Source organism: Amycolatopsis rifamycinica, from assembly GCF_000695625.1.
Lineage (GTDB): Bacteria > Actinomycetota > Actinomycetes > Mycobacteriales > Pseudonocardiaceae > Amycolatopsis > Amycolatopsis rifamycinica.
On sequence record NZ_JMQI01000047.1, the window covers coordinates 37,840 to 59,980 of the forward strand.

General features: G+C 71.3%; 15 protein-coding genes. 10 read left to right on the plus strand and 5 right to left on the minus strand.

Features of this window, described 5'->3' with window-relative positions; translation table 11 throughout:
- Positions 1–268: 268 nt before the first annotated feature.
- The 6 genes from gltB (at position 269) to DV20_RS21890 (ending at position 13,817) form a co-directional block, all read left to right on the plus strand.
- Positions 269–4,822 (plus strand): glutamate synthase large subunit, encoded by a 4,554-nt coding sequence (gene gltB, locus DV20_RS21865; RefSeq protein ID WP_043783183.1) that lies wholly within the window; start codon positions 269–271, stop codon positions 4,820–4,822.
- Positions 4,815–6,323, plus strand: a complete 1,509-nt coding sequence (locus DV20_RS21870; protein ID WP_043783185.1) for a glutamate synthase subunit beta — start codon at positions 4,815–4,817, stop codon at positions 6,321–6,323. The genes gltB and DV20_RS21870 overlap by 8 nt, the downstream gene beginning before the upstream one ends.
- A gap of 1,130 nt (positions 6,324–7,453) precedes the next feature.
- Entirely contained in the window at positions 7,454–9,739 is a 2,286-nt protein-coding gene (locus DV20_RS44220; protein WP_200876476.1) for a tetratricopeptide repeat protein, read from the plus strand.
- A 46-nt stretch (positions 9,740–9,785) separates the two neighbouring features.
- The gene (locus DV20_RS21880) at positions 9,786–10,667 is read left to right on the plus strand and encodes a trypsin-like serine peptidase (RefSeq protein WP_043783187.1); all 882 of its coding nucleotides are present in this window, start codon (positions 9,786–9,788) and stop codon (positions 10,665–10,667) included.
- An 81-nt stretch (positions 10,668–10,748) separates the two neighbouring features.
- Positions 10,749–12,143 carry an alpha/beta hydrolase gene (locus tag DV20_RS21885; protein WP_043783189.1) on the plus strand — a complete coding sequence of 465 codons (1,395 nt, stop codon included), beginning with the start codon at positions 10,749–10,751 and terminating at the stop codon, positions 12,141–12,143.
- A 282-nt stretch (positions 12,144–12,425) separates the two neighbouring features.
- Positions 12,426–13,817, plus strand: coding sequence for a class II 3-deoxy-7-phosphoheptulonate synthase (locus DV20_RS21890; protein ID WP_043783191.1), 1,392 nt, complete (start codon positions 12,426–12,428; stop codon positions 13,815–13,817).
- A 71-nt stretch (positions 13,818–13,888) separates the two neighbouring features.
- Here the strand turns inward: DV20_RS21890 and DV20_RS21895 are convergent, their stop codons facing one another.
- The 5 genes from DV20_RS21895 to pknB all read right to left on the minus strand — a co-directional run bounded on the left by DV20_RS21895 (position 13,889) and on the right by pknB (position 20,034).
- Positions 13,889–15,205 (minus strand): wax ester/triacylglycerol synthase family O-acyltransferase, encoded by a 1,317-nt coding sequence (locus DV20_RS21895; RefSeq protein ID WP_084093595.1) that lies wholly within the window; start codon positions 15,203–15,205, stop codon positions 13,889–13,891.
- A 185-nt stretch (positions 15,206–15,390) separates the two neighbouring features.
- On the minus strand, positions 15,391–16,092 hold the full coding sequence (locus DV20_RS21900) for a hypothetical protein (protein ID WP_043783192.1): 702 nt from the start codon (positions 16,090–16,092) through the stop codon (positions 15,391–15,393).
- Positions 16,093–16,230: 138 nt separating this feature from the next.
- Positions 16,231–17,736, minus strand: coding sequence for an SPFH domain-containing protein (locus DV20_RS21905; protein ID WP_043783194.1), 1,506 nt, complete (start codon positions 17,734–17,736; stop codon positions 16,231–16,233).
- A 55-nt stretch (positions 17,737–17,791) separates the two neighbouring features.
- Entirely contained in the window at positions 17,792–18,001 is a 210-nt protein-coding gene (locus DV20_RS21910; RefSeq protein WP_003100783.1) for a hypothetical protein, read from the minus strand.
- Complete coding sequence (gene pknB, locus DV20_RS21915) at positions 17,998–20,034, minus strand: Stk1 family PASTA domain-containing Ser/Thr kinase (RefSeq protein ID WP_043783197.1); 2,037 nt, start codon at positions 20,032–20,034, stop codon at positions 17,998–18,000. The genes DV20_RS21910 and pknB overlap by 4 nt, the downstream gene beginning before the upstream one ends.
- Positions 20,035–20,137: 103 nt before the next feature.
- Here pknB and DV20_RS45585 point away from each other — a divergent pair, with 103 nt between their 5' ends.
- From DV20_RS45585 to DV20_RS21925, 4 genes are all read left to right on the plus strand, one after another.
- The gene (locus DV20_RS45585) at positions 20,138–20,506 is read left to right on the plus strand and encodes an Rv2175c family DNA-binding protein (RefSeq protein WP_160169751.1); all 369 of its coding nucleotides are present in this window, start codon (positions 20,138–20,140) and stop codon (positions 20,504–20,506) included.
- Positions 20,507–20,621: 115 nt separating this feature from the next.
- The gene (locus tag DV20_RS46670; protein ID WP_235190912.1) at positions 20,622–20,948 is read left to right on the plus strand and encodes a hypothetical protein; all 327 of its coding nucleotides are present in this window, start codon (positions 20,622–20,624) and stop codon (positions 20,946–20,948) included.
- A 6-nt stretch (positions 20,949–20,954) separates the two neighbouring features.
- Entirely contained in the window at positions 20,955–21,371 is a 417-nt protein-coding gene (locus DV20_RS46675) for a hypothetical protein (RefSeq protein ID WP_235190913.1), read from the plus strand.
- A gap of 249 nt (positions 21,372–21,620) precedes the next feature.
- Positions 21,621–22,139 carry a CGNR zinc finger domain-containing protein gene (locus tag DV20_RS21925; RefSeq protein ID WP_043783664.1) on the plus strand — a complete coding sequence of 173 codons (519 nt, stop codon included), beginning with the start codon at positions 21,621–21,623 and terminating at the stop codon, positions 22,137–22,139.
- Positions 22,140–22,141 lie beyond the last annotated feature (2 nt).

Consider the following 22,141-nt stretch of genomic DNA (forward strand, 5'->3'; position numbering starts at 1 on the left):
ACACATCTCGACGATCAGGTCACGGGGGACTTGACCGGAGTTCACGGGCCGTATACTTAGCGGAACGAACTACCGGGAACCCATCAGGAACTCTGTCGTTCCGCGCAGCCAGATCGTTACCGTCCGACGTCGTCCGGGGCGCTCTGAGGTGCTGCTGCGGTGTTTCCCAGGTGTTAAAGTCGCGCTAACAAGCGGGCCATCGTCGTCCCGTGCGCTCCCCGGCCGGTAGCCCGGCCCCGCACGACAAGACGACGAAGGAGGTCCCTTCATGATCTTCTCCGCCATTCCCGGCAAGCAGGGTCTTTACGACCCGGAGACCGAACAGGATTCCTGCGGGGTGGCCATGGTGGCCGACATCCGCGGGCGCCGCTCCCACGGCATCGTCACCGACGGCCTGGCCGCGCTGACCAACCTCGACCACCGCGGCGCCGCGGGCGCCGAGCCCACCTCCGGCGACGGCGCCGGCATCCTGCTCCAGCTCCCCGACGCGCTGCTGCGCGCCGAGGCCGGCTTCGAGCTGCCCACCCCCGACGAGCGCGGCCACCACGCCTACGCCGCCGGCATCGCGTTCCTGCCCCAAGACGCCGAGCAGCGCCGCAAGGCCGTCGAGCTGGCCGAACGCATCGCCGTCGAAGAGGGCCTGGAGGTCCTCGGCTGGCGCGAGGTCCCGGTCGACGCCGACCGCGCCGACATCGGCCCGACCGCCCGCTCGGTCATGCCGCACTTCGCCATGCTCTTCGTGACGGCGGAGGGGAAAGCCGGCCTGGAGCTGGACAGGCTCGCGTTCTGCCTGCGCAAGCGCGTCGAGCACGAAAGCGCGAACTCCGGCTGCGGCACGTACTTCCCGTCGCTGTCTTCGCGGACGATCGTCTACAAGGGCATGGTGACGCCGGAGCAGCTGCCCGCGTTCTTCGCCGACCTGCGTGACGAACGCCTGGAAAGCGCCATCGCGCTGGTGCACTCCCGCTTCTCCACCAACACCTTCCCGTCGTGGCCGCTGGCCCACCCGTTCCGGTTCGTGGCCCACAACGGGGAGATCAACACCATCCGCGGCAACCGCAACCGGATGCGGGCCCGCGAGGCGCTGCTCGAATCCGACGTCATCCCCGGCGACCTGAGCAGGCTGTTCCCGATCTGCTCGCCGGACGCGTCGGACTCGGCGTCCTTCGACGAGGTCCTCGAGCTGCTGCACCTGGGCGGCCGGTCGCTGCCGCACGCGGTGCTGATGATGATCCCGGAGGCGTGGGAGAACCACGCCACCATGAAGCCCGAGCGCCGCGCCTTCTACCAGTTCCACGCGAGTCTCATGGAACCGTGGGACGGCCCGGCCTGCGTCACCTTCACCGACGGCAGCCTGGTCGGGGCGGTGCTGGACCGCAACGGCCTGCGCCCGGCGCGCTGGTGGCGCACGGCCGACGACCGCGTCGTGCTCGCCAGCGAGGCGGGCGTCCTGGACGTCGCTCCGAAGGACGTCGTCGCCAAGGGGCGGCTCAAGCCCGGCAAGATGTTCCTGGTCGACACCGAGGCCGGCCGGATCGTGGACGACGAAGAGGTCAAGTCCGCGCTGGCCGCCGAGCTGCCCTACGACTCGTGGCTGCACGCGGGCCTGCTCAAGATCGCCGAGCTGCCCGACCGCGACCACGTCGTGCAGAGCCACGACTCCGTGCTGCGCCGCCAGCTTTCCTTCGGCTACACCGAAGAAGAGCTCAAGATCCTGCTCGCGCCGATGGCCACCAACGGCGCCGAGCCGATCGGCTCGATGGGGTCCGACACCCCGCCCGCGGTGCTGTCGAAGCGGTCCCGGCTGCTCTACGACTACTTCAAGCAGAACTTCGCCCAGGTGACCAACCCGCCGCTGGACGCGATCCGCGAGGAGCTCGTCACCTGCATGGCGCGGATCATGGGCCCGGAGCGCAACCTCCTGGCCCCCGGCCCGGCGTCCTGCCGCCACCTCAAGCTGCCCTACCCCGTCATCGACAACGACGAGCTGGCCAAGCTCATCCACATCAACGACGACGGCGACCTCCCCGGTTTCGCCTGCAGCGTCCTTTCCGGACTGTACGAAGTGGAGGGTGGCGCCGCGGCGCTGGCCTCGGCGATCGAGCGCGTCCGGCGGGAGGCCTCCGAGGCGATCGCGGCCGGCGCGCGCACGCTCGTGCTGTCCGACCGCGACTCCGACCACCGGATGGCGCCGATCCCGTCGCTGCTGCTGGTGTCGGCGGTGCACCACCACCTGGTCCGCACCAAGGAACGCCTGCGCGTCGCGCTGGTCGTCGAATCCGGCGACGCGCGCGAGGTGCACCACATCGCGCTGCTGCTCGGCTACGGCGCCGCCGCGGTGAACCCGTACCTGGCCTTCGAAACCATCGAAGACATGATCTCCCAGGGCGCGGTCACCGGCATCGAGCCCGCCAAGGCCGTCCGCAACTACGTGTACGCGCTGGTCAAGGGCGTCCTGAAGATCATGTCCAAGATGGGCATCTCGACGGTCGGCGCCTACACCGCCGCCCAGGTCTTCGAGTCCCTCGGCCTGAGCCAGGACCTGCTCGACGAGTACTTCACCGGGACGTCGTCGAAGCTCGGCGGCGTCGGCCTCGAGGTGCTCGCCGAAGAGGTCGCGACGCGCCACCGCCGCGCGTACCCGGAGAACCCGACCGACCGCGTCCACCGCGGCCTCGACACCGGCGGCGAGTACGCCTACCGCCGCGAGGGCGAGCTGCACCTGTTCACGCCGGAGACGGTGTTCCTGCTGCAGCACGCGTCCAAGACCGGCCGCGACGAGGTCTACCGCAAGTACACCGAAGAGGTGCACCGCCTCTACCGCGAGGGCGGCACGCTGCGCGGGCTGTTCAAGTTCAAGGACGGCGTCCGCGAGCCGGTGCCGCTCGACGAGGTCGAGCCCGCCGAAGCGATCTTCAAGCGGTTCAACACCGGCGCGATGTCGTACGGCTCGATTTCGGCCGAGGCGCACGAAACCCTGGCCATCGCCATGAACCGGATCGGCGGCCGCTCCAACACCGGCGAGGGCGGCGAGGACCCCGAGCGGCTCTACGACCCCGAGCGGCGTAGCGCGATCAAGCAGGTCGCTTCGGGCCGCTTCGGCGTCACCAGCGAGTACCTGGTCAACGCCGACGACATCCAGATCAAGATGGCGCAGGGCGCGAAGCCCGGCGAGGGCGGCCAGCTGCCGCCGAACAAGGTGTACCCGTGGATCGCGCGCACCCGGCACTCCACGCCGGGCGTCGGCCTCATTTCGCCGCCGCCGCACCACGACATCTACTCCATCGAGGACCTGGCCCAGCTGATCCACGACCTCAAGAACGCCAACGAGCACGCCCGCATCCACGTGAAGCTGGTGTCCTCGCTCGGCGTCGGCACGGTCGCGGCCGGTGTGTCCAAGGCGCACGCGGACGTCGTGCTCATCTCGGGCCACGACGGCGGCACCGGCGCGTCCCCGATGAACTCGCTCAAGCACGCGGGCACGCCGTGGGAGATCGGCCTCGCCGAGACCCAGCAGACGTTGCTGCTCAACGGGTTGCGCGACCGGATCACCGTGCAGGTGGACGGCGCCATGAAGACCGGGCGCGACGTCGTCATCGCGGCGCTGCTCGGCGCCGAGGAGTACGGCTTCGCGACCGCGCCGCTGGTCGTCGCGGGCTGCATCATGATGCGCGTCTGCCACCTCGACACCTGCCCGGTCGGCGTCGCCACGCAGAGCCCCGAACTGCGCAAGCGCTACACCGGCCAGGTCGAGCACGTGGTCAACTTCTTCAAGTTCGTCGCCGAAGAAGTCCGGGAGACCCTGGCGGCGCTGGGCTTCCGCACGCTCGACGAGGCCATCGGCCACGCCGAGCTGCTGAACACCGACGAGGCCGTCGACCACTGGAAGGCCTCCGGGCTCGACCTGTCGCCGATCTTCGAGATGCCGCAGGAGACGCCGTACGGCGGCGCGAAGCGGCGTACGCGGGGCCAGGACCACGGTCTCGAGCACGCCCTGGACCGCACGCTCATCCAGCTCGCCGAGGCGGCGCTGGAAGACGCGCACCAGGTCAACATCGAGCTGCCGGTGCGCAACGTCAACCGGACCGTCGGCACGCTGCTCGGCTCGGAGATCACCCGCCGCTACGGCGGCGACGGCCTGCCCGAGGGCACGATCCACGTCACGCTCACCGGCTCGGCGGGGCAGTCGCTCGGCGCGTTCCTGCCGCGCGGCATCACCCTCGACATGGTCGGCGACGCGAACGACTACGTCGGCAAGGGCCTGTCGGGCGGCCGGATCGTCGTCCGCCCCGACCCGGAGGCGTCCTTCGCGGCCGAGGCGCAGACGATCGCGGGCAACACGATCGCCTACGGCGCCACCGGCGGCGAGATCTTCCTCCGCGGCCAGGTCGGCGAACGCTTCTGCGTCCGCAACTCCGGGGCCACGGTCGTCGCCGAGGGCGTCGGCGACCACGCCTTCGAGTACATGACCGGCGGCCGCGCCGTGGTGCTCGGCCCGACCGGGCGCAACCTGGCGGCCGGCATGTCCGGCGGTATCGCCTTCGTCCTCGACGTCGACGCGAAGAAGGTCAACCAGGACATGGTGGACCTGCTGCGCCCGACCGCCGACGACCTGGCGTGGCTCAAGAAAACCGTGCAACGGCACTACGATCTCACCCGCTCCGCGGTGGCGGCCTCGCTGCTCGGCGACTGGCCGCGCCGCTCGGCGGCGTTCACGAAGGTGATGCCGCGCGACTACCAGCGGGTTCTGGACGCGGCGAAGGCAGCGCGTGCTGCCGGCCGCGATGTCGACGAGGCGATCATGGAGGCCGCTCGTGGCTGACCCGACCGGTTTCCTGAAGTACGAACGCGAAGAGCCGAAGAAGAAGCCTTACGAGGAACGGCTTTCCTCGTGGGGCGAGGTGTACGCGGAGGTCGACCCGGCCGAGCGCAACGAACAGGTGCGCAAGCAGGCGTCGCGGTGCATGGACTGCGGCATCCCGTTCTGCCACTCCGGGGGCTCCGGCTGCCCGCTGGGCAACCTGATCCCGGAGTGGAACGACCTGGTCCGCCGGGGCGACTGGGCCGCGGCGAGCGACCGGCTGCACGCCACCAACAACTTCCCCGAGTTCACCGGGAAGCTGTGCCCGGCGCCGTGCGAGGCGGGCTGCGTGCTGTCGATCTCGCCGCTGTCGGGCGGACCGGTGTCGATCAAGCGCGTCGAGCAGACGATCGCCGACCAGTCCTGGGAAGCGGGCTACGTCCAGCCGCAGGTGTCCGAAGTGTCCAGTGGCCGCCGGGTCGCGATCGTCGGCTCCGGACCGGCCGGGCTCGCGGCCGCCCAGCAGCTGACCCGCGCCGGCCACGAGGTCACGGTCTTCGAGCGCGACGACCGCCTCGGCGGGCTGCTGCGCTACGGCATCCCCGAGTTCAAGATGGAGAAGAAGGTCCTCGACCGCCGCCTGGCGCAGCTGCGCAAGGAGGGCACCCGGTTCGTGACGGGCTGCGAGGTCGGCGTCGACCTGTCGGTGGAGGACCTGCGCGCGCAGTACGACGCGGTGGTCCTGGCGGTCGGCGCCCTGCGCGGCCGCGACGACACGACGACACCCGGCCGTGACCTCAAGGGCATCCACCTGGCGATGGAGCACCTGGTCCCGGCCAACAAGTTCGTCGAGGGCGACGGCCCGCCCGCGATCGACGCCCGCGGCAAGCACGTGGTGATCATCGGCGGCGGCGACACGGGCGCGGACTGCTACGGAACGGCCACCCGCCAGGGCGCACTGTCGGTGACCCAGCTCGACCAGTACCCGACACCCCCCACGGTCCGCGACGACGCCCGGTCGCCGTGGCCGACCTGGCCGTACATCCTGCGCACGTACCCGGCCCACGAGGAGGCGGGCGAGCGCAAGTTCGCGGTGGCGGTCCGCCGCTTCGTGGGCTCCGCCGAGGGCCACGTGACGGCGGTGGAGCTGCAGCAGGTCCGCGTGCAGAAGGACCCGGTTTCCGGCCGCCGCGAGGTCATCCCGATCAACGACGAGATCGAGACCCTCCCGGCGGACCTGGTCCTGCTGGCGATCGGCTTCGAGGGCGTCGAGGAGATGCCGTTGCTCTCCGGCTTGGGCCTGTCGTTGACCCGCCGGGGAACGCTGTCCTGCGGCGCGGACTGGCAGACGGAGACCCCAGGCGTGTTCGTCTGCGGCGACGCGCACCGCGGGGCATCGCTGGTGGTGTGGGCGATCGCGGAGGGCCGCTCGGTGGCCAACGCGGTGGACACGTACCTGACGGGCGCGTCGGACCTGCCGGCTCCGGTCCACCCGACGGCTCTGCCGCTCGCGGTCGTCTGATCGAGTTACGTCGGAAGGCCCCCTCGCCGCTGGTGAGGGGGCCTTCGTCGTAACAGCGCGCGTACCCTCGGCGACGCTGGCAGAGCCAGCGAACGGTGACGGGGAGGATCGTCGATGACCCAGCCGGAAGCCGAGCCCGGCACGATCGAGAACTCGATCACCATCGGTGGCGACCTGACCGGGAACGTCCTCCAGGTCGGCACCGTGGCCGGCGACATCCAGTTCAACGAGCTCGGCGTGGCGCAGTCCTGGTACATCGGCACGGTTCGCGACGTGGCGCCCGGGAGGTTGGTGGGACGCGAGACCGAGCTGGCCGAGCTGACCCGGTTCTGCCTGGCTGCCGACCCGGCGCCCTCCTACGCGTGGTGGCGGGCGGAAGCGTGGAGCGGGAAGACCGCGCTGATGTCCTGGTTCATCCTCAACGCGCCCCCGGAAGTCCGGGTCGTCTCGTTCCTCATCACGGCCCGGGACACCAGGGCCGACACGCGGGCGGGTTTCCTCGCCGAAGTGGTTCCGCAGCTGGCGGTGGTGCTGCGGGTCAAGTCCCCTGAGCCGACGAGCGAATCCGACTTCCGCGGTCTGCTCGACGCCGCCGCGAAGCGGTACTCGGACCGCGGCGAACGTCTGGTCCTCGTCGTCGACGGGCTCGACGAAGACCGGGGCGCGGGGGAGGAGGACGGCGCCAGGAGCATCGCTGCCCTGCTTCCCCGGCGGCCGGCCCATGGCCTGCGGGTCATCGTCTCGGGTCGGCCGAATCCCGGCATCCCGCCGGTCTTGCCCGACGATCACCCCCTGCGTGATCCGGCGATCGTTCGCGAACTCGCACCCTCTCCCGCGGCTTCCGCGGCGAAGTACGCGATGAAGCACGACCTCGATCGACTGCTGCGTGCGGACGCAGGCGAAGCGAAGGACGTCCTCGGCTTGCTCGTGGCCGCTCGCAGCGGACTCAGCCGCCGAGATCTCGGCGAGCTTCTGGGCGGGACCCGCATCAGCGAGGTCTTGAACAGCGTCGAAAGCCGGGCCTTCAGCCGTCGGCACGCCCGTTGGCGGCCCGAGACCGCTCCCGAGGTCTACCTGCTCGGCCATCAGGGCCTGTACGCCGAAGCAGCGGACAGGCTCGGAGAGGAGCGGTGCGCGTCTACGCTGAGCAGATCACGAAATGGGCCGAGAGCTATCAAGCCAGGGGATGGCCGCCCGAGACGCCGCAATTCCTGTTGCACGGCTACCCGCGGTTGCTCAAGGAAGCCGGGCAGCTCGAGCGGATGGTCGAGTGTGTCACGGACCTGGCGAGACAGCGTCGCCTCATCGAGGTCACCGGCGGCGAAGAAGCAGCCCAAGCCGAAGTCGCCGAAGCCCACGCAGTGATCTGCGCTTCGCCCGCCCCCGACGTCGTGAGCCTGGTCAAACTCACCATGCACCGCGACGACCTCAGCGACCGGAACGCGCGGACGCCCGCGCGGCTCCCGGCGCTGTGGGCCAGGATGGGCGACTTCGACCGGGCCGAAGCGCTGGCACGGTCGATTTCGGAGGAGAACCGACGGGCCGAAGCCATCGGTGAACTGGTGGAGGTCATGGTGAAGGCCGGGCTGACCGATCGCGTCGACCGGCTGGTGGCCGAAGTCCGGCACGAATATCGGCGCATCCACCTTCGCAACCGGCTCGTGAGCGCGGTGGCCGGGACCGGGGACTTCGTCCGCGCGAGATCGCTGGCCGAAGGCTTCGCGAATTCCGATTGGCGCGCGCAAGCGCTCATCTCGATCGCTGCCGCCGAACGGCCGAAAGATGCCGAGCTGCTCCTGACGGCCGCCGTCGAGATCGGTGACCGAACAGCGAGGCATCAGGCGATCCATTCGGTGGCGAGGTCGTTGATCGAGGCGGGATTCGCGGAGTCCGCGATCCGGTTTTCCTCCGAGTTGATTCCGGAATACCTGCCCGGCTTGGTCGAGCAAGCTGCTCGGACGCTCATGCGGTCCGGCAAAGCCTCCGAAGCGCACCGGCTGGTCGGCAAGTTGGACGAGGAACCGGCGCGGAATCTGCGCATCGGGATGGACCTCGAAGCGGCGGCGCGGACCGATCCGGAATCGGCGTTCGCCGGATTGACCGAGATCGAAGAGTCGCGACGCGGAGGCATACTGCTGAACCTGTTCGAGATCGTCCTCGAAGACGACAACGTCGACTTTGCGGAGTTCGCACTCGGTGGGGTGGGCCCTTACTACGGCAAACTCGGCCTTCACCTGGTGCTGAAACACCTCGGCGCCAAGGGTGCAGTCGAACGCGTCGAAGCTTTGCTGCACCACAGCGCGCCGGATACGGAGAGCGAGATCGGACTCGCTGCGCGGGCGGAGGCGCTGACGGCGATGGCCGAGGGTACTCTGCAGGCGGGTGACCTCGAACAGACACGGGCACTGGCCGGGCGCGCGGAAGCGATCGCTCGCCGGGTAGGTGGCTCTTACCGTTACGGCGGCGCGTTGCGGAGCTTCATAAAACTCGTTACGACGACGAAGAATCTCGCGGCTGCCGAGCGGCTCGCCGGGGTGCTCCTGGTTTCCGATGTGGCTCATTACAACATCGAGCAGGTCGCCCGGTTCCTGGCGGAGTTGGGCGACGTGAAGATCGCGGAGTCGCTCGCTTTCCGGCTTGGCGCTCCGGCAAAGGTGATGAAGACGCTCACGCCATTGCTTCGTCGTCTCCGTTCTGGGGAGAACAGTAGCGAAGTCTTCCGCATCGTTCAACGGGTCGACGACCTTCCCGGTGGGTGGATCGACGACCTAGACAAACGGTGTGCGGTCGAGTTCTTCTGTGCGGCAGGAATTCCTGACCGAGCGCTCGAGCAAGCGGATGCTGTGATGAGCAACCATGGACGTACGTGGGCGCAGAGCCGGGTCATCGAGGAACTGTGCACCATGGGGAGAACCGATGACGCCGTCGGCATCGTCCAGAGGGTGAGCGGTGACGAAAAGACCGATGAACTCGTCGAAGCGCTGGCGAAAGCGCTGGGAGCTGCGGGGTGCGACAATGGGCTCGAAATCCTGAGCGGTCTCGGTGTCAAGCGCGGCAGGGTAGCCCTGGGGTTTCTCGAGGAGTTCGCCGCGCACGATGGCGAGCGGGCTCTGCAGTTGGCAGCCACGTCGCTGGAAGGTTTCGAGCAGGAAACGGCGTTGCTGGCGATCGCGGGCCGGGTCGACGGGCCTTTCCGATCGCGAGTGCTCGCCCAGTACATGCAGCGTGGCGAATGGGCGCGAGTCGTCCCCTTGCTGAACCCGATCGAGCAGTCCGCGCTGGCCGAGGTCGTCGATCAGTTCGTGGCCCTGCAGGAAGCGCGGCTGGGGCTGGGCCCCGAGACACCTGACCAGCCTGAAAGTGTTACGCCGGACGGCGGCTGTGCACTGTGTGCTCAGGCAACTACTTTCGAGTAGCTGTGTCGCCTTTGCGACGATTCACTTCTGCGGAAGGTGGGGCGTCTTGAAGCACACGAAAACCGCGGTGATCACCGCAATCCTCGCTCTCGCGTTCGCCCTGGTCGGGATCCCGGCCCAGGCCGCCGCGAAACCCTTCTGGACGCCCGATGCCATGCGGGCGGCCGTTCCCATGGACTCCCTCGTCCGAGCTCCGGCCGTCACGCCGAAAGACGTCGCGCGAGGGCAGAGCACGATCATCCAGAGCATTCCGAACGGCGGCGGGCCCTGGACCGGCGGCGGCAAGGTCACCCAGACCGCCGGGCGGGTGTTCTTCCTCTTCAACGGCCAGAAAGCGTCCTGCTCCGGGGACGCCGTCACCAGCACCAACGGCAGCGTCGTCGTGACCGCCGGGCACTGCGTGAAGTACCAGGGCACCTGGCACACCCAGTGGGTCTTCGTGCCCGGCTACGACAACGGCAACGCCCCGTACGGCCAGTGGGCCGCGAAGACCACGCTCACCACGCCGCAGTGGGAAGCCAGTGAGGACATCAACTACGACGTCGGCATGGCCGTGGTGAACCCGCTGAACGGCCAGCGGCTCACCGACGTCGTCGGCGCGCAGGGCATCGCCTTCAACCAGCCGAAGAACCAGAGCATGTACACCTTCGGCTACCCGGCCGCGTCGCCCTACGACGGGACGAAGCTGATCTACTGCAGCGGCAGCACCTTCACCGACTTCCTGCTGACCCAGGACCACGGCATGCAGTGCAACATGACCGGTGGCTCCAGCGGCGGGCCGTGGTTCCTGTCGTTCAACGAAGGCACCGGCACCGGCGTGCAGGCCTCGGTGAACAGCTTCGGCTACAACTTCCTGCCCGGCTACATGTTCGGGCCGTACTTCGGCACCGACGCGCAGAACCTGTACAACCGCGCGCAAGCCGCGTGATCCGCGTCAGCCCAGGGGCGGAGCGGAAGTTCCGGCCCCTGGGCTGACGTCCGCGCGCGGCCGCCGCGGCAGGCTCGGGGCATGCGGAAAACCCTGATCGCCCTGGCGTTCCTGCCCCTGCTCGCCGCGCCACCCGCGGAGGCGGCCCCGGCGCTGCGGTGGACGACGCCCTGCCCGGACTACGGCATGACGCCGTCCCCGACGGCCGGGCTCGAATGCGCCACCCTGCGCGTGCCGCTCGACTACGCCCACCCGGATCGCACCATCGAGCTCACGCTGTCCCGCCACGCCGGCACCCCCGGCAAGCGCCGCGGCGTGCTGCTGATGAACCCCGGCGGGCCGGGCAGCCCGGGCCTCGCCATGCCCGCCCAGCTGCGGCAACGCCTGGGCGATTCCGGCCTGCCGGACGCCTACGACGTCATCGGCTTCGACCCGCGCGGCACCGCCTCCAGCACGCTGGTCACGTGCGGCATGACCACGCCGGAGGAGCGCGGCGCCGTGCTGGGCCCCTACGCGGACGGACCCGCCGACGTCGCGGCCACCGCCGTGCGGGCCCGCGCCGTGGCGGAGAAATGCGGCCGGGCGTCCACAAAGGACCTGCTGCCGCACATGACGACCGCGAACACCGCCCGTGACCTCGACCGGATCCGGGAAGCGCTGGGCGAGAAGAAGATCTCCTACTACGGCCTCTCCTACGGCAGCTACCTCGGCGCCGCCTACGCGTCGATGTTCCCCGGCCGCACCGACCGGATCGTGCTCGACAGCGTTCTCGGCCCGCACGGTCTCGACGTCCGCGCCAACCAGCGATTCGCCGAAGGGTTCGACGACCGCTTCCCCGACTTCGCCGCGTGGGCGGCCCAGCGCGACGACGTCTACCACCTGGGGCGGACGCCGGCGGCGGTGACGGCCAGGTTCTTCGAGCTCGCCGCCGTCCGCGGGCCGGAGTTCCGGTCCGACACGTGGAACGGGCTCTACGACGACGCCTTCTTCCCGGACGTGGCCCGGGAGTGGGCCGGCACCGCGCGCGCCGCGGCCGGGCCGCTCGACGGCGACAACCGCGCCGCACTCCAGCTCCAGGTGCTCTGCAACGACGCCGACTGGCCCGAGCAGGTCGGCTACTACCGGCACGCGGTCGAACGCGAACGGGCGCGGCACCCGATGTTCGGCCCGGCCGCGGCGAACGTGAACCCGTGCGCGTTCTGGCCCGTCGAACGCGCGGAACCGCCGGTGCGCGTCGGCGGCCCCGGCCCGGCGAACATCCTGCTGGTGCAGAACCTGCGCGACCCGGCGACCCCGTTGTCGGGCGCCCGGGAGACGCGGGCGGCGTTCGGGGCCCGCGCGCGGATGGTCACCGTCGACGCCGGCGGGCACGGCGTGTTCACCCGGGAAAACGCGTGCGGAAACGAAGCCGTGCTGGGCTATCTGCGGGACGGGGTCTTCCCCGCGGCGGACGGTTCCTGCCGGTCTGGACGCTGAAGGGGACACGCGATCCCCGGGGGGCGGCGCAGGGCGGGGGCCCGGACCCGGTAGCCGCCCCGCCGGCGGACCGGCCGGGCAGCGGGACCCGGCGCCCGTCCGGTGGGTCACGTGGTGGCCGTCTCACTGGCCGCGTCTCGCCCCTCGGACATCAGCAGTCCCCAGGTCAGCGGCTACCCGGGCGACGGCGAGGGGCAGTGTGGGCACCTGGATTCAGGACGCCCCGCCTTCAGGGGCAAACCAGGCGAAGCGGAGCACGGCCTTGACCTTATATTGGTCGGTGTGAACTGGACTGTGGACGTCCCCGTCGACACACTGCCCGAGCTGCCGCCGCTGCCGCCCCAACTGCGTCAGCGGCTCGACAAGGCGCTGGCTCTCCCGGCCGCGCAGCAGCCGGAGTGGCCGGACCCCGAGGCCGCCCGGCGGGTCCGCGCCGTGCTGGAGAGCGTGCCGCCGATCACCGTCCCGGCCGAGATCGACCGGCTGAAGGGCCAGCTGGCCATGGTCGCCGGCGGGGAGGCCTTCCTCCTGCAGGGCGGCGACTGCGCGGAGACGTTCGAGTCCAACACCGAGCCGCACATCCGGGCCAACCTGCGCACGCTGCTGCAGATGGCCGTCGTGCTCACCTACGGCGCCAGCCTGCCGGTGGTCAAGGTCGGCCGCATCGCCGGGCAGTACGCGAAGCCGCGCTCGGCCGCGACGGACGCGCTCGGCCTGCCGGTGTACCGCGGCGACATCATCAACTCCCTGGTCGCCAAGCCCGACCTCCGCGTGCCGGACCCCGGCCGGATGATCCGCGCCTACGCGAACGCGGGCGCGGCGATGAACCTGGTCCGCGCCCTCACCGCCGCGGGCATGGCCGACCTGCACCAGGTGCACGACTGGAACAAGGACTTCGTGTCGGCTTCGCCGGCGGCGCAGCGCTTCGAGTCACTGGCGAACGAGATCGACCGCGGCCTGCGGTTCATGTCGGCGTGCGGCGTCACCGACACGTCGCTGCAGTCCACCGAGATCTTCGCCAGCCACGAGGCGCTGCTGCTCGACTACGAGCGCTCCATGCTGCGGCTCGACCAGGCGGACTCGACGAACCCGAAGCTCTACAACCTCTCCTCGCACTTCCTCTGGATCGGCGAGCGGACCCGCCAGCTGGACGGCGCGCACATCGCGTTCGCGGAGCTGCTGGCCAACCCGATCGGGTTGAAGATCGGCCCGACGACCACCCCGGAGCAGGCCCTGGAGTACGTCGAGCGGCTCGACCCGCGCTTCGAGCCAGGCCGGCTCACGCTCATCTCGCGGATGGGCAACGGCAAGGTCCGCGAGGTGCTGCCGGCGATCGTGGAGAAGGTCGAGGCGTCCGGCCACAAGGTCATCTGGCAGTGCGACCCGATGCACGGCAACACCCACGAGTCGTCCACCGGCTACAAGACCCGCCACTTCGACCGGATCGTCGACGAGGTCCAGGGCTTCTTCGAGGTGCACAACAAGCTGGGCACCTACCCGGGCGGCATCCACGTGGAGCTGACCGGCGAGGACGTCACCGAGTGCCTGGGCGGCGCCCAGGAGATCTCGGACGTCGACCTGTCCGGCCGCTACGAGACGGCCTGCGACCCGCGGCTGAACACGCAGCAGTCCCTGGAGCTGGCGTTCCTGGTCGCGGAGATGCTCCGCGGCTGAGCCGCCCACGACCGCCCCAAGGTGGCCTTCGGTGCGTCGAGCGCGCCCAAGGCCACGTCGGGGCGGGGTGGTCAGGAGGCGTCGAGGAGCCGGGCCGCGGATTTGAGGACCGCGTCCCGCAGCGAGCCGACGTCCGGCACCGCCGCGCCGTTGGCCTGCAGTCCGATGTGGACCGAGTCCCGGTACGTCGCCACCGCGATGCCGACCGCGTGGCGCGGGGCCAGCGGCACGAACGGGTAGACCTCCGCCATCCGGGCGCCGTCGAGGGACAGGCGGGCCGGGGGCACCGGGACCGTCGTGATCACCAGGTCGAACAGCATCGGCGCGGCCCGGCCCGCCGTGCGGGTGCCCAGGCGGTGCAGCAGCGGCGGGACGCGGCCGGCCAGCAGCGGCAGCGCGCCGGCGCCGCGGCTCGGGCCCGCCGCCTTGTTGCGGGTCATCGCCCGGCGGACCACCCGCAGCCGCTCCACCGGGTCGTCCTCGCCGACCGGCAGGTCGCACAGGTACCCCGAGAGCTTGTTGCCGCCGAGCTGCTCGCCGGCCCGGCCGCGCACGCTCACCGGGATCAGCGCGCGCAGCGTGCGGCCGTCGGCGCGCTGCCCGCGGTTGACCAGCCACTCGCGCAGCGCCCCCGACAGCACCGCCAGGACGACGTCGTTGGTCGTGCCGCCGTGCGCCCGGCGCACCTGCCGCAGCTCGGTCACCGGCAGCCGCACGAAGCCGAGCCGCCGTTCGGCCGACGGCGGCGCCGACACCGGCGACAGCGCCGGGCGCGCGGCCCGCACCACCGAAGAGGCGATCCCGGCCGCCTCGTTGGCCTGGCCCCACACCGAGCCCAGCGCGTCCTTCACCGTGTCCAAAGTGGAGCGGGGAGCCGGGATCGGCCGGGACGGCGCGGAGATCCGTTCCGGCAGCTTCACGCCGTCGAGCAGCCCGGCCGCGACCGCGTACGCGCCGGCGCCGTCGGTCAGCGCGTGGTGCAGTTTCAGCAGCAGCGCGAACTTCCCGTCCGGCAGCCCGGTGACGAGCGTCAGGTCCCACAGCGGGCGGGCCGTGTCGAGCGGCTCGGCGATCCACTGTGACGCGTACGCCGAAAGGGGGTCCGGCTCGTACAGCGAACTCAACACGACGTGGTGAATGTGGTTGCCCGCAACAAAACCCGGATCGTCGCTCCAGCTGGCCGAACCCGGGGGGAACAGCTCCGCCCGCGCCCGCTGGCGCAGCTTGGGCAACCGGGCGGCCCGCCGCGCGAGCAACGCCGTCAACGCGGCCGGGTCGACCGGGCGGCGGGCGGCGAAGGTGACCACCGCCCCCATGTGCATCGGGGTGGTTTCGCTTTCCAGGCACAGGAAAGCGACGTCGAGTGCGCTGAGCGGCGAGCCTGCCATGGGCGACCTTTCCGGGTTCGCGGGGGGCGCACGGCCACGTGCGTCGGAAGGGAAGGAACCCACTGCACCAGCCCGGCATGACGGCCGGGTGGTCGGAGTGTTTCCACCACGCTAACGAGCGACCCCGTTCCGCCATTCGAGACACCCCGGGCCGTGGTGCCCCGGCTCACAGCGCGCGGACGGGCTCATTCCCCCGGAGCATGCTCGGGTTCTTCCGCACGGGCCACCGGCGTGCCCCAATCGGGGGTGAGGGCCACCTGCTTGCCGACGCGGCGCACCGGCAGGCCGTTCACCTGCCGCCGGCCGAGTCCCGGCCAGATCTCCGCGGCGTCCTTCGCCGCGGCGCGGATCGCGCCGCCGTCGAGCGTCGTGCGGGTTTCCGGGATCTCGCGGTCGGTCCACTGCACGACCAGCTTGAGCGGGCCGGCCGAGGGGAGCGGCCACAGGAACACCTCGTGCTCGACGGCGAACCGCGTGCCGCCGACCGGGTGGGCCCGCAGCACCGGGGCCTCCGGCTCGGAGGCGGACGGCACCGAGATCGTCTCGGAGCTCGCCCGGCTGCCGTCGGCGTAGAGCACGCCGATGAGCAGCCCGTTGTAGTCGGGCTTGCGCCGGTGGTCGATCAGCCCCTCGCCGGGGTCGTCGACCAGGCTGTCGCGGGAGTACACCGTGACGCGCAGTGTCAGCGCCTGCGGCCAGACCTCGATGACCCGCAGCGCCACCACCGTGCGCTCGGACCGGCCCAGCGGCTGCGCCCACGGCAGCACGGCCGGGACGATGTACTCGCGCGGGGGATCGGTCCAGTGCCGTCCGTTGAAGGCGTAAAGCTCCTGCTCCGGAACGGGGAACAGGGGACGCTCACGGGGACCGCCGGTGAAGAAGCTCATCGGGCGGCCCGCGACGCACGGTCCGGCACCATGCGCCCACGGTAGGACAAGAGCGCGGGAATTTCCGCCCCCGAACGGGGGTACGGCCCCGGTGTCCTGTGATCTGGGACACAGGAGCCGTACACTCAGCGTGAGGGATCAGTCGCTCAGTTTCAGCTCGCCGTTGCGCCGGGCGCTCTCGTCGAGCTCCTTGTCCGCCGGCTTGCCCATGGCGTCCATCAGCTGGCGGGCCAGGCCGAGGCCGGTCCCGCCGAGCGACAGCGCCTTGGCGAACATGTCGGACATGCCGTCGGCGCCGTTGAGCACGACCATGTGGTCGACGTTGCCGAACGCGCTCGCGCCCGCCTCGACGATCTCCGGCCAGCGCTCGGCCAGCTGCTGCGCGACGACGGCTTCCTGGTTCTCCGCCAGCGCCGCCGCGCGCGCCTTGATCGCGTCCGCTTCGGCCAGGCCCTTCGCCCGGGCCGACTCCGCTTCGGCGAGACCGCGTGCCTTGGCGGCTTCCGCCTCCGCGAGGCCCCGGGCCTTGGCCGCGGCGGCCTCGGCCTCACCGGTCGCCCGGGTCGCGCCCGCCATCGCCTCGGCACGGGCCTTGGTGGCCTGGGCCTCGGCCTCGGCGGCCGTCTTCACGCGGGTCGCGTCCGCCGCGGCCCGCAGCTCGGTCTCCCTCGCTTCGGCCTGGGCCTTGGCGATCGAGGCGTCACGGGCGGCGTCGGCCGCGGTCCGCGTGTCGTACGCCTTCGCGTCGGCCGGCTTGCGGACCTGGGACTGCAGGCGCTGCTCGGCCAGCGCCGCCTCCAGCTCGGCCGCCCGCGTCTCCTGCACGACGACTTCCTGGCGCGCCGTCGCTTCGGCCAGCGGTCCCGACTGCGACGCCTTCGCCCGTGCCTGGTCGACCTCGGCCTGGTAGCCGGCCTGCTGGATCTGGCTCTCGCGCACGGCGGCGGCCTTCTTCGCGGCGGAGACCTGCTCGACCTCGGCGGCCTCCTGGTCCCGCTGGGCCTCGGCGATCCGGGCCGACGCGGCGATCGCGGCGGCGTGCGGCTTGCCGAGGTTGTTGATGTAGCCGGACTCGTCGTCGATCTCCTGGATCTGCAGCGAGTCCACGATCAGTCCCAGCTTGATCATCTCGGTGGCCGAGGACTGGCGCACCTCGCCGGTCAGCGCGTCCCGGTTGTGGATCATCTCCTCGATGGTCAGCCCGCCCACGATCGAGCGCAGGTGGCCGGAGAACAGCTCGTGGATCGTGTCGTTCATGCCCTTCTGCTGGTCCAGGAACCGGCGGGCGGCGTTGGCGATCGAGGCGAAGTCGTCGCCGACCTTGTAGATGACGACGGCCCGCACGGTGACCGGCAGCCCTTGCTTGGTCACGCAGGAGACCTGCAGGTTGACGCCGCGGGTGTCCAGCGACAGCCGCCGGGCGGTCTGGAAGCCGGGGATGACGTTCACCCCGCGCCCGGTGATGATCTTGAAGCCCAGGCTGTCCGCGGTGTCCGCCCGGTCGACGCGGACGCCGAGCCCGGAGATGATCAGCGCCTCGTTCGGTTCGGCGACCTTGTACAGCAGGCGCAGGACCCCGAACACCAAGATCAGCACGGCGACGAGTCCGCCCGCGGCGTACAGCAGGATTTCCACGAGACTCATGGCACCGACCCCCTCGTTCTTTTCTGTTGTGAGTGTTGGTGCCCCTTCGACGCCGTCAGCGGCTCAGCGGTTGCCACCGTTCGACATAAACCGTCCGCGGGGGTTCGAAGTCCACCACGAGCACCTGGGTGCCGGAGGTGAACGTCTCCTCCGGGTCCGCCGGGTAGGCGTAGAACGCCTCCGTGCCGCCCCGGACGTTCAGCAGCACCTCGCCGATGAGGCCGGGGCCGATCGTGCCCGTCACGCGGCCTCGGCTGCCGATCATCCCCCGAAGCCCTTCAGCTTGACCTTCGAGTTCTTCGCCACGAACGTGCCCGGTTGCGGGTCCTGCTGGAAGACGAAGTCGAAGCCGCCGCCGTTGCCGCGGCCCCGGCCGCCTTCGCGGTCGGCCTTCAGGCCCGCCTGCTCCAGGAGCTTCTGGGCGTCGTCGAACGAGCGGAACCGGACGTCCGGCACCTGGACGGCGTTGTTGACGAACACGCCGATCCGCTTGGCCTTGGCCGGCGAGTTCGCCGGCGGGTCGGTCCGGGTGACCGCGCCGGCCGGGATCTCCTGCTTGAACTCCTCGCCCGCCTGGAACGGCTCGAACCCCGCCTGCTGCAGCAGCTGGAACGCCTCGTCCTTGGACCGGCCCGTGACGTCCGGGACCGGCGGCAGCGGGATCGGGCCCTTCGACACGGTGATCGTGACCTGGCCGCCGATGGTCAGCTGGCTGCCCGCCGACGGCGTCGTGCGGATGACCGCGCCCTGCGGGACTTCGGCGTCGAAGTCGTCGCCGCCGCGGACCGGCGTCAGCTGCGCCGCCTTGATCGCCTGCTCGGCGTCGGCGAGCGCGGTGCCCGGCTGGATGTCCGGCACCTGCGGGCGGCCCTTCGACAGCACCACCGACACCGTCGCGTTCGGCGACAGCGGCGTGCCCTCCGCCGGGTCGGCACGCAGCACCGTGTTCGACGGCGCCGTGTTGTCGTACTCCTGGCTGAACCGCGGGGTCAGCTTCACCGCCCGCAGGGCGTCGCCGGCCGCGGCCTGGTTCAGCCCGACCAGCTTCGGCACCCGCGCGGTCTTGTCGCCGCCGGTGTCGGTGAGGATGAACGCGAACGCCCCGATCAGGCCGCCGATCAGCAGCACCGCGGCGGCGATCACGAGGATCCGCTTGCGGTTGTCCTGCGGCGGCTTCTCCGGCTCCGGCCGGCTCCGGCGCCGCGGCGGGGGCGGCGCCACGGGCGGGACCTGCGTGGTCGCCGGCCCGGCGGCGTGGGTCAGGGCCCGCGTCGGGTTCGAGGTGGGGTGCGGGTTCGGGCGGTGCACCGGCATCGTCTTCCCGGTGTCCGGCACCTGCGGGATCCGCGGCAGCGTGCGCTCGGTGTCGGCGAGGTCGCCCTGGCCGCGGGACACCGGGATCGGCACGGTCACCGGCAGCAGCCCCAGCTGGGCGCGCACCGCGGTCAGCTCGGTGAGGAACTCGCCGGCGTCGGCCGGCCGCAGCTGCGGGTCCCGCCGCGTCGCGCGGACGACCAGGTCGTCGAGCGCCGGCGGCAGGTCCGGGCGCAGCCCGCTCGGCCGCGGCACGTCGTCGTTCACGTGCCGGTAGGCCACCGAGATCGCCGTGTCCCCGGTGTAGGGCACCCGGCCGGTCAGCATCTCGTACAGCAGGATCCCGGCCGAGTAGACGTCACCGCGCGAAGACGCCGCGCCGGTGGCGACCTGCTCCGGCGACAGGTAGGCGACCGTGCCGAGGATGACGCTCGAGGAGGTCGTGCCCGCGCTCGCCACGGCCCGCACCAGCCCGAAGTCCGCGACCTTCACCGCCCCGCCGGTGTGCTGCCCGACCCGGCCGATCAGCACGTTCTCCGGTTTGACGTCCCGGTGCACCAGCCCGGCCCGGTGCGCGGCGGCCAGCGCCGACAGCACGGGCTCGGCGACGCTCAGCGCCAGCGCGACGTCCAGCGGGCCTTCGTCGTCGAGCAGGTCGCGCAGCGTGCCGCCGTCCACCAGCTCCATCACCAGGAACGCCAGCCCCGACTCCGCACCCGGCGGCAGGTCGAACCCCTGGTCGTGCACCGCCACGACGTGCGGGTGGTGCAGCTGCGCCGCGGACTGCGCCTCGCGCACGAACCGGTCCACGAACGACCGGTCGTCGGCGAAGCGGGGGTCCATGATCTTGATCGCGACCGGACGGTCCAGCCGGGTGTCCGTCCCCCGATAGACGGAAGACATTCCGCCGTGGGCGAGCAGCCGGTCCACCCGATAGCGGCGCTCCAAGAGCGTGCCGACCAGGCTGGGTTGGGTGCGTGTCACGAGTATGGATCGTACGGAACCGCGCACGCCTCGTGGAGGAGACCTCGCGGGTCACCCGTGCGTACTAGCGGGTGCGGGGACGGAATGTGGCACAGTGTCACCTGTGAGTGGGATTCCTGTCGCCGAAGACATCCTCGACACCGCCATCGCGGTCCTCCCGTTGCCGGAGGTGGCGACCGTCCTCGGGACTTCGACCAACAAGGTCCGGCAGATGCTGCGGGACGGGCAGCTGATCGCGCTCAAGCGCGGCGGCGAACTGTGCGTGCCCAGCGACTTCTTCGTGAAGGACGGCGTGGTCAAGGGCCTCACGGGGACGATCACCGTGCTCGCCGACTCCGGGTTCTCCCGGACCGAGATGCTGCGGTGGCTGTTCACCGCCGACGACACGCTGCCCGGCAGCACGCCGATCAACGCCCTGCGGACCAGCCACGGCACCGAGGTCAAGCGGCGCGCGCAGGCCATGGCGTTCTGACCTGCGCAGACAGGTCATGGCCGCGGCCAGCTGAACGGCGGTCGCGGTCAGCAGGCACGCCGGGAGCGACCACGCGGCCAGGGGACCGGCCAGCGCCGCGCCCGCTGCCAAACCGGTGATCTTCACGCTCGCGGCCGTCGTGAACACCTGGGCGCGAACGTGCTCCGGTGCTTCGCGGTGCCGGATCGCGAACAACGCCGTGAGCTGCGGACCTTCGGCGAATCCGGCCAGCACCGCCGCGACGACGACGGACCCGCTCGCGGCGACCAGGCAGCTCGCCGCCAGGAGGAGCGTGCTCAGCCAGACGGTCCGGTCGGGCGCCCACGGCAGCGGCTTCCTCGCGAAGACGGCGTTGGCCAGCAGCGACGCGACGGCGAGGACGGTCAGCAGCAGCGCGCCGTCCGCCGGTCCGCGCAGGTGCGCCGCGCCCAGCAGCGGGTAACACACGGTGACCATGCCGATGCCGGCGCAGGAGATCGTCGAAGCGACGGTCGCCCGCCTCAGCGGTGCGTTGCGGACCAGCACCCGGAAGCCGTCCTTGAGGCGCGTCTTCGCCGGTTGCCGCTTCGGCAGCGACCACGCCATCGGAAGGGCCGTGGCGACCAGGCCGACGGCGACCACGAGCCCGGTCGGACCGCCGAGGAGCCCGGCCAGCCCGGGCCCGGCGAGGGCGGCGGCGGTGAACGTCATGGCGTCGAGACGGCTGGCCTTCGGCAGGGCGGGCCCGGCGACCGCGGGCAGCTGCGCGGTCCAGCCGCCGGCGATGGCCGGGTTGAGCAGGCCGGTCACCACGGCCACCGCGACGACGGCTGCGAGCGGCAGGTGCCCGAAGGTGGCGGCGACCAGCGCGATCCCGCCCGCGTAGCCGCCGAGCGCGACGGCGAGCAGCCGTCCGGGCGCCGGGCTGCGGTCCAGCAGCGCCCCGAACAGGGGTCCGCCGGCGGCGGCCGCCGCGGTCAGCCCGGCGAGCAGCGCCGCGCCGGCGTGCGGGCCCGCGGTCATCCCGAGCAGCAGCAGGGCGGGGCCGGACAGTTCGTCGCCGGTCCGGGCGAGGGTGGCGCCGGCGAGGTAGCCCGCGTAACGGCTTGGCATGATCGAGACGTTACAGTGGAGCATGGCCTTCCCGCACCGCGATTCCGTGCAGCGCGCGGTGGACCTGCTGAACGTCCTGCTTCCGGACCCCGACCCGGCCGCGGTCGGGCGGGTGCTGCGCGATCACGGCGAACCGGACGTCTCGCTGTCCGCGGAGGACGTCGCGGAACTGCGGGCGGCGGCCCGGGAACTGCGTGAGGTCTTCGCGGCGCCCGACGTCGCATCGGCGGCTTCGGTGCTCAACGCGCTGTTCGCGGCGTACGCGGGACCACCGCGCCTGACGGACCACGAAGAGGGCTACGGCTGGCACCTGCACGCGGACGCGGCCGACGACGGGCCGTGGGGCGCGTGGCTGGTGACGTCATCGGCGCTGGGGCTGGCGTCGCTGCTGGCCGAGCGGCAGGACGTGCCGGGCGGGCTGTGTGCGTCACCGTCGTGCGGGAGGCCGTTCGCCCACACGGGCGGCGGCAGCCCGCGACGGTTCTGCTCGCCCCGGTGCGCGACGCGCGAACGCGTCGCCGCGCACCGGGCTCGCGGGTGAAG

What these genes read in the sequence shown, in the direction of transcription:
- DV20_RS21905 (WP_043783194.1), bottom strand. Translation starts at nt 17,736, where the DNA reads ATGAGTCTCGTGGAAATCCTGCTGTACGCCGCGGGCGGACTCGTCGCC.
- DV20_RS21925 (WP_043783664.1), top strand. Translation starts at nt 21,621, where the DNA reads ATGGCCTTCCCGCACCGCGATTCCGTGCAGCGCGCGGTGGACCTGCTG.
- gltB (WP_043783183.1), top strand. Translation starts at nt 269, where the DNA reads ATGATCTTCTCCGCCATTCCCGGCAAGCAGGGTCTTTACGACCCGGAG.
- DV20_RS21900 (WP_043783192.1), bottom strand. Translation starts at nt 16,092, where the DNA reads ATGAGCTTCTTCACCGGCGGTCCCCGTGAGCGTCCCCTGTTCCCCGTT.
- DV20_RS21895 (WP_084093595.1), bottom strand. Translation starts at nt 15,205, where the DNA reads ATGGCAGGCTCGCCGCTCAGCGCACTCGACGTCGCTTTCCTGTGCCTG.
- DV20_RS21910 (WP_003100783.1), bottom strand. Translation starts at nt 18,001, where the DNA reads ATGATCGGCAGCCGAGGCCGCGTGACGGGCACGATCGGCCCCGGCCTC.
- DV20_RS21885 (WP_043783189.1), top strand. Translation starts at nt 10,749, where the DNA reads ATGCGGAAAACCCTGATCGCCCTGGCGTTCCTGCCCCTGCTCGCCGCG.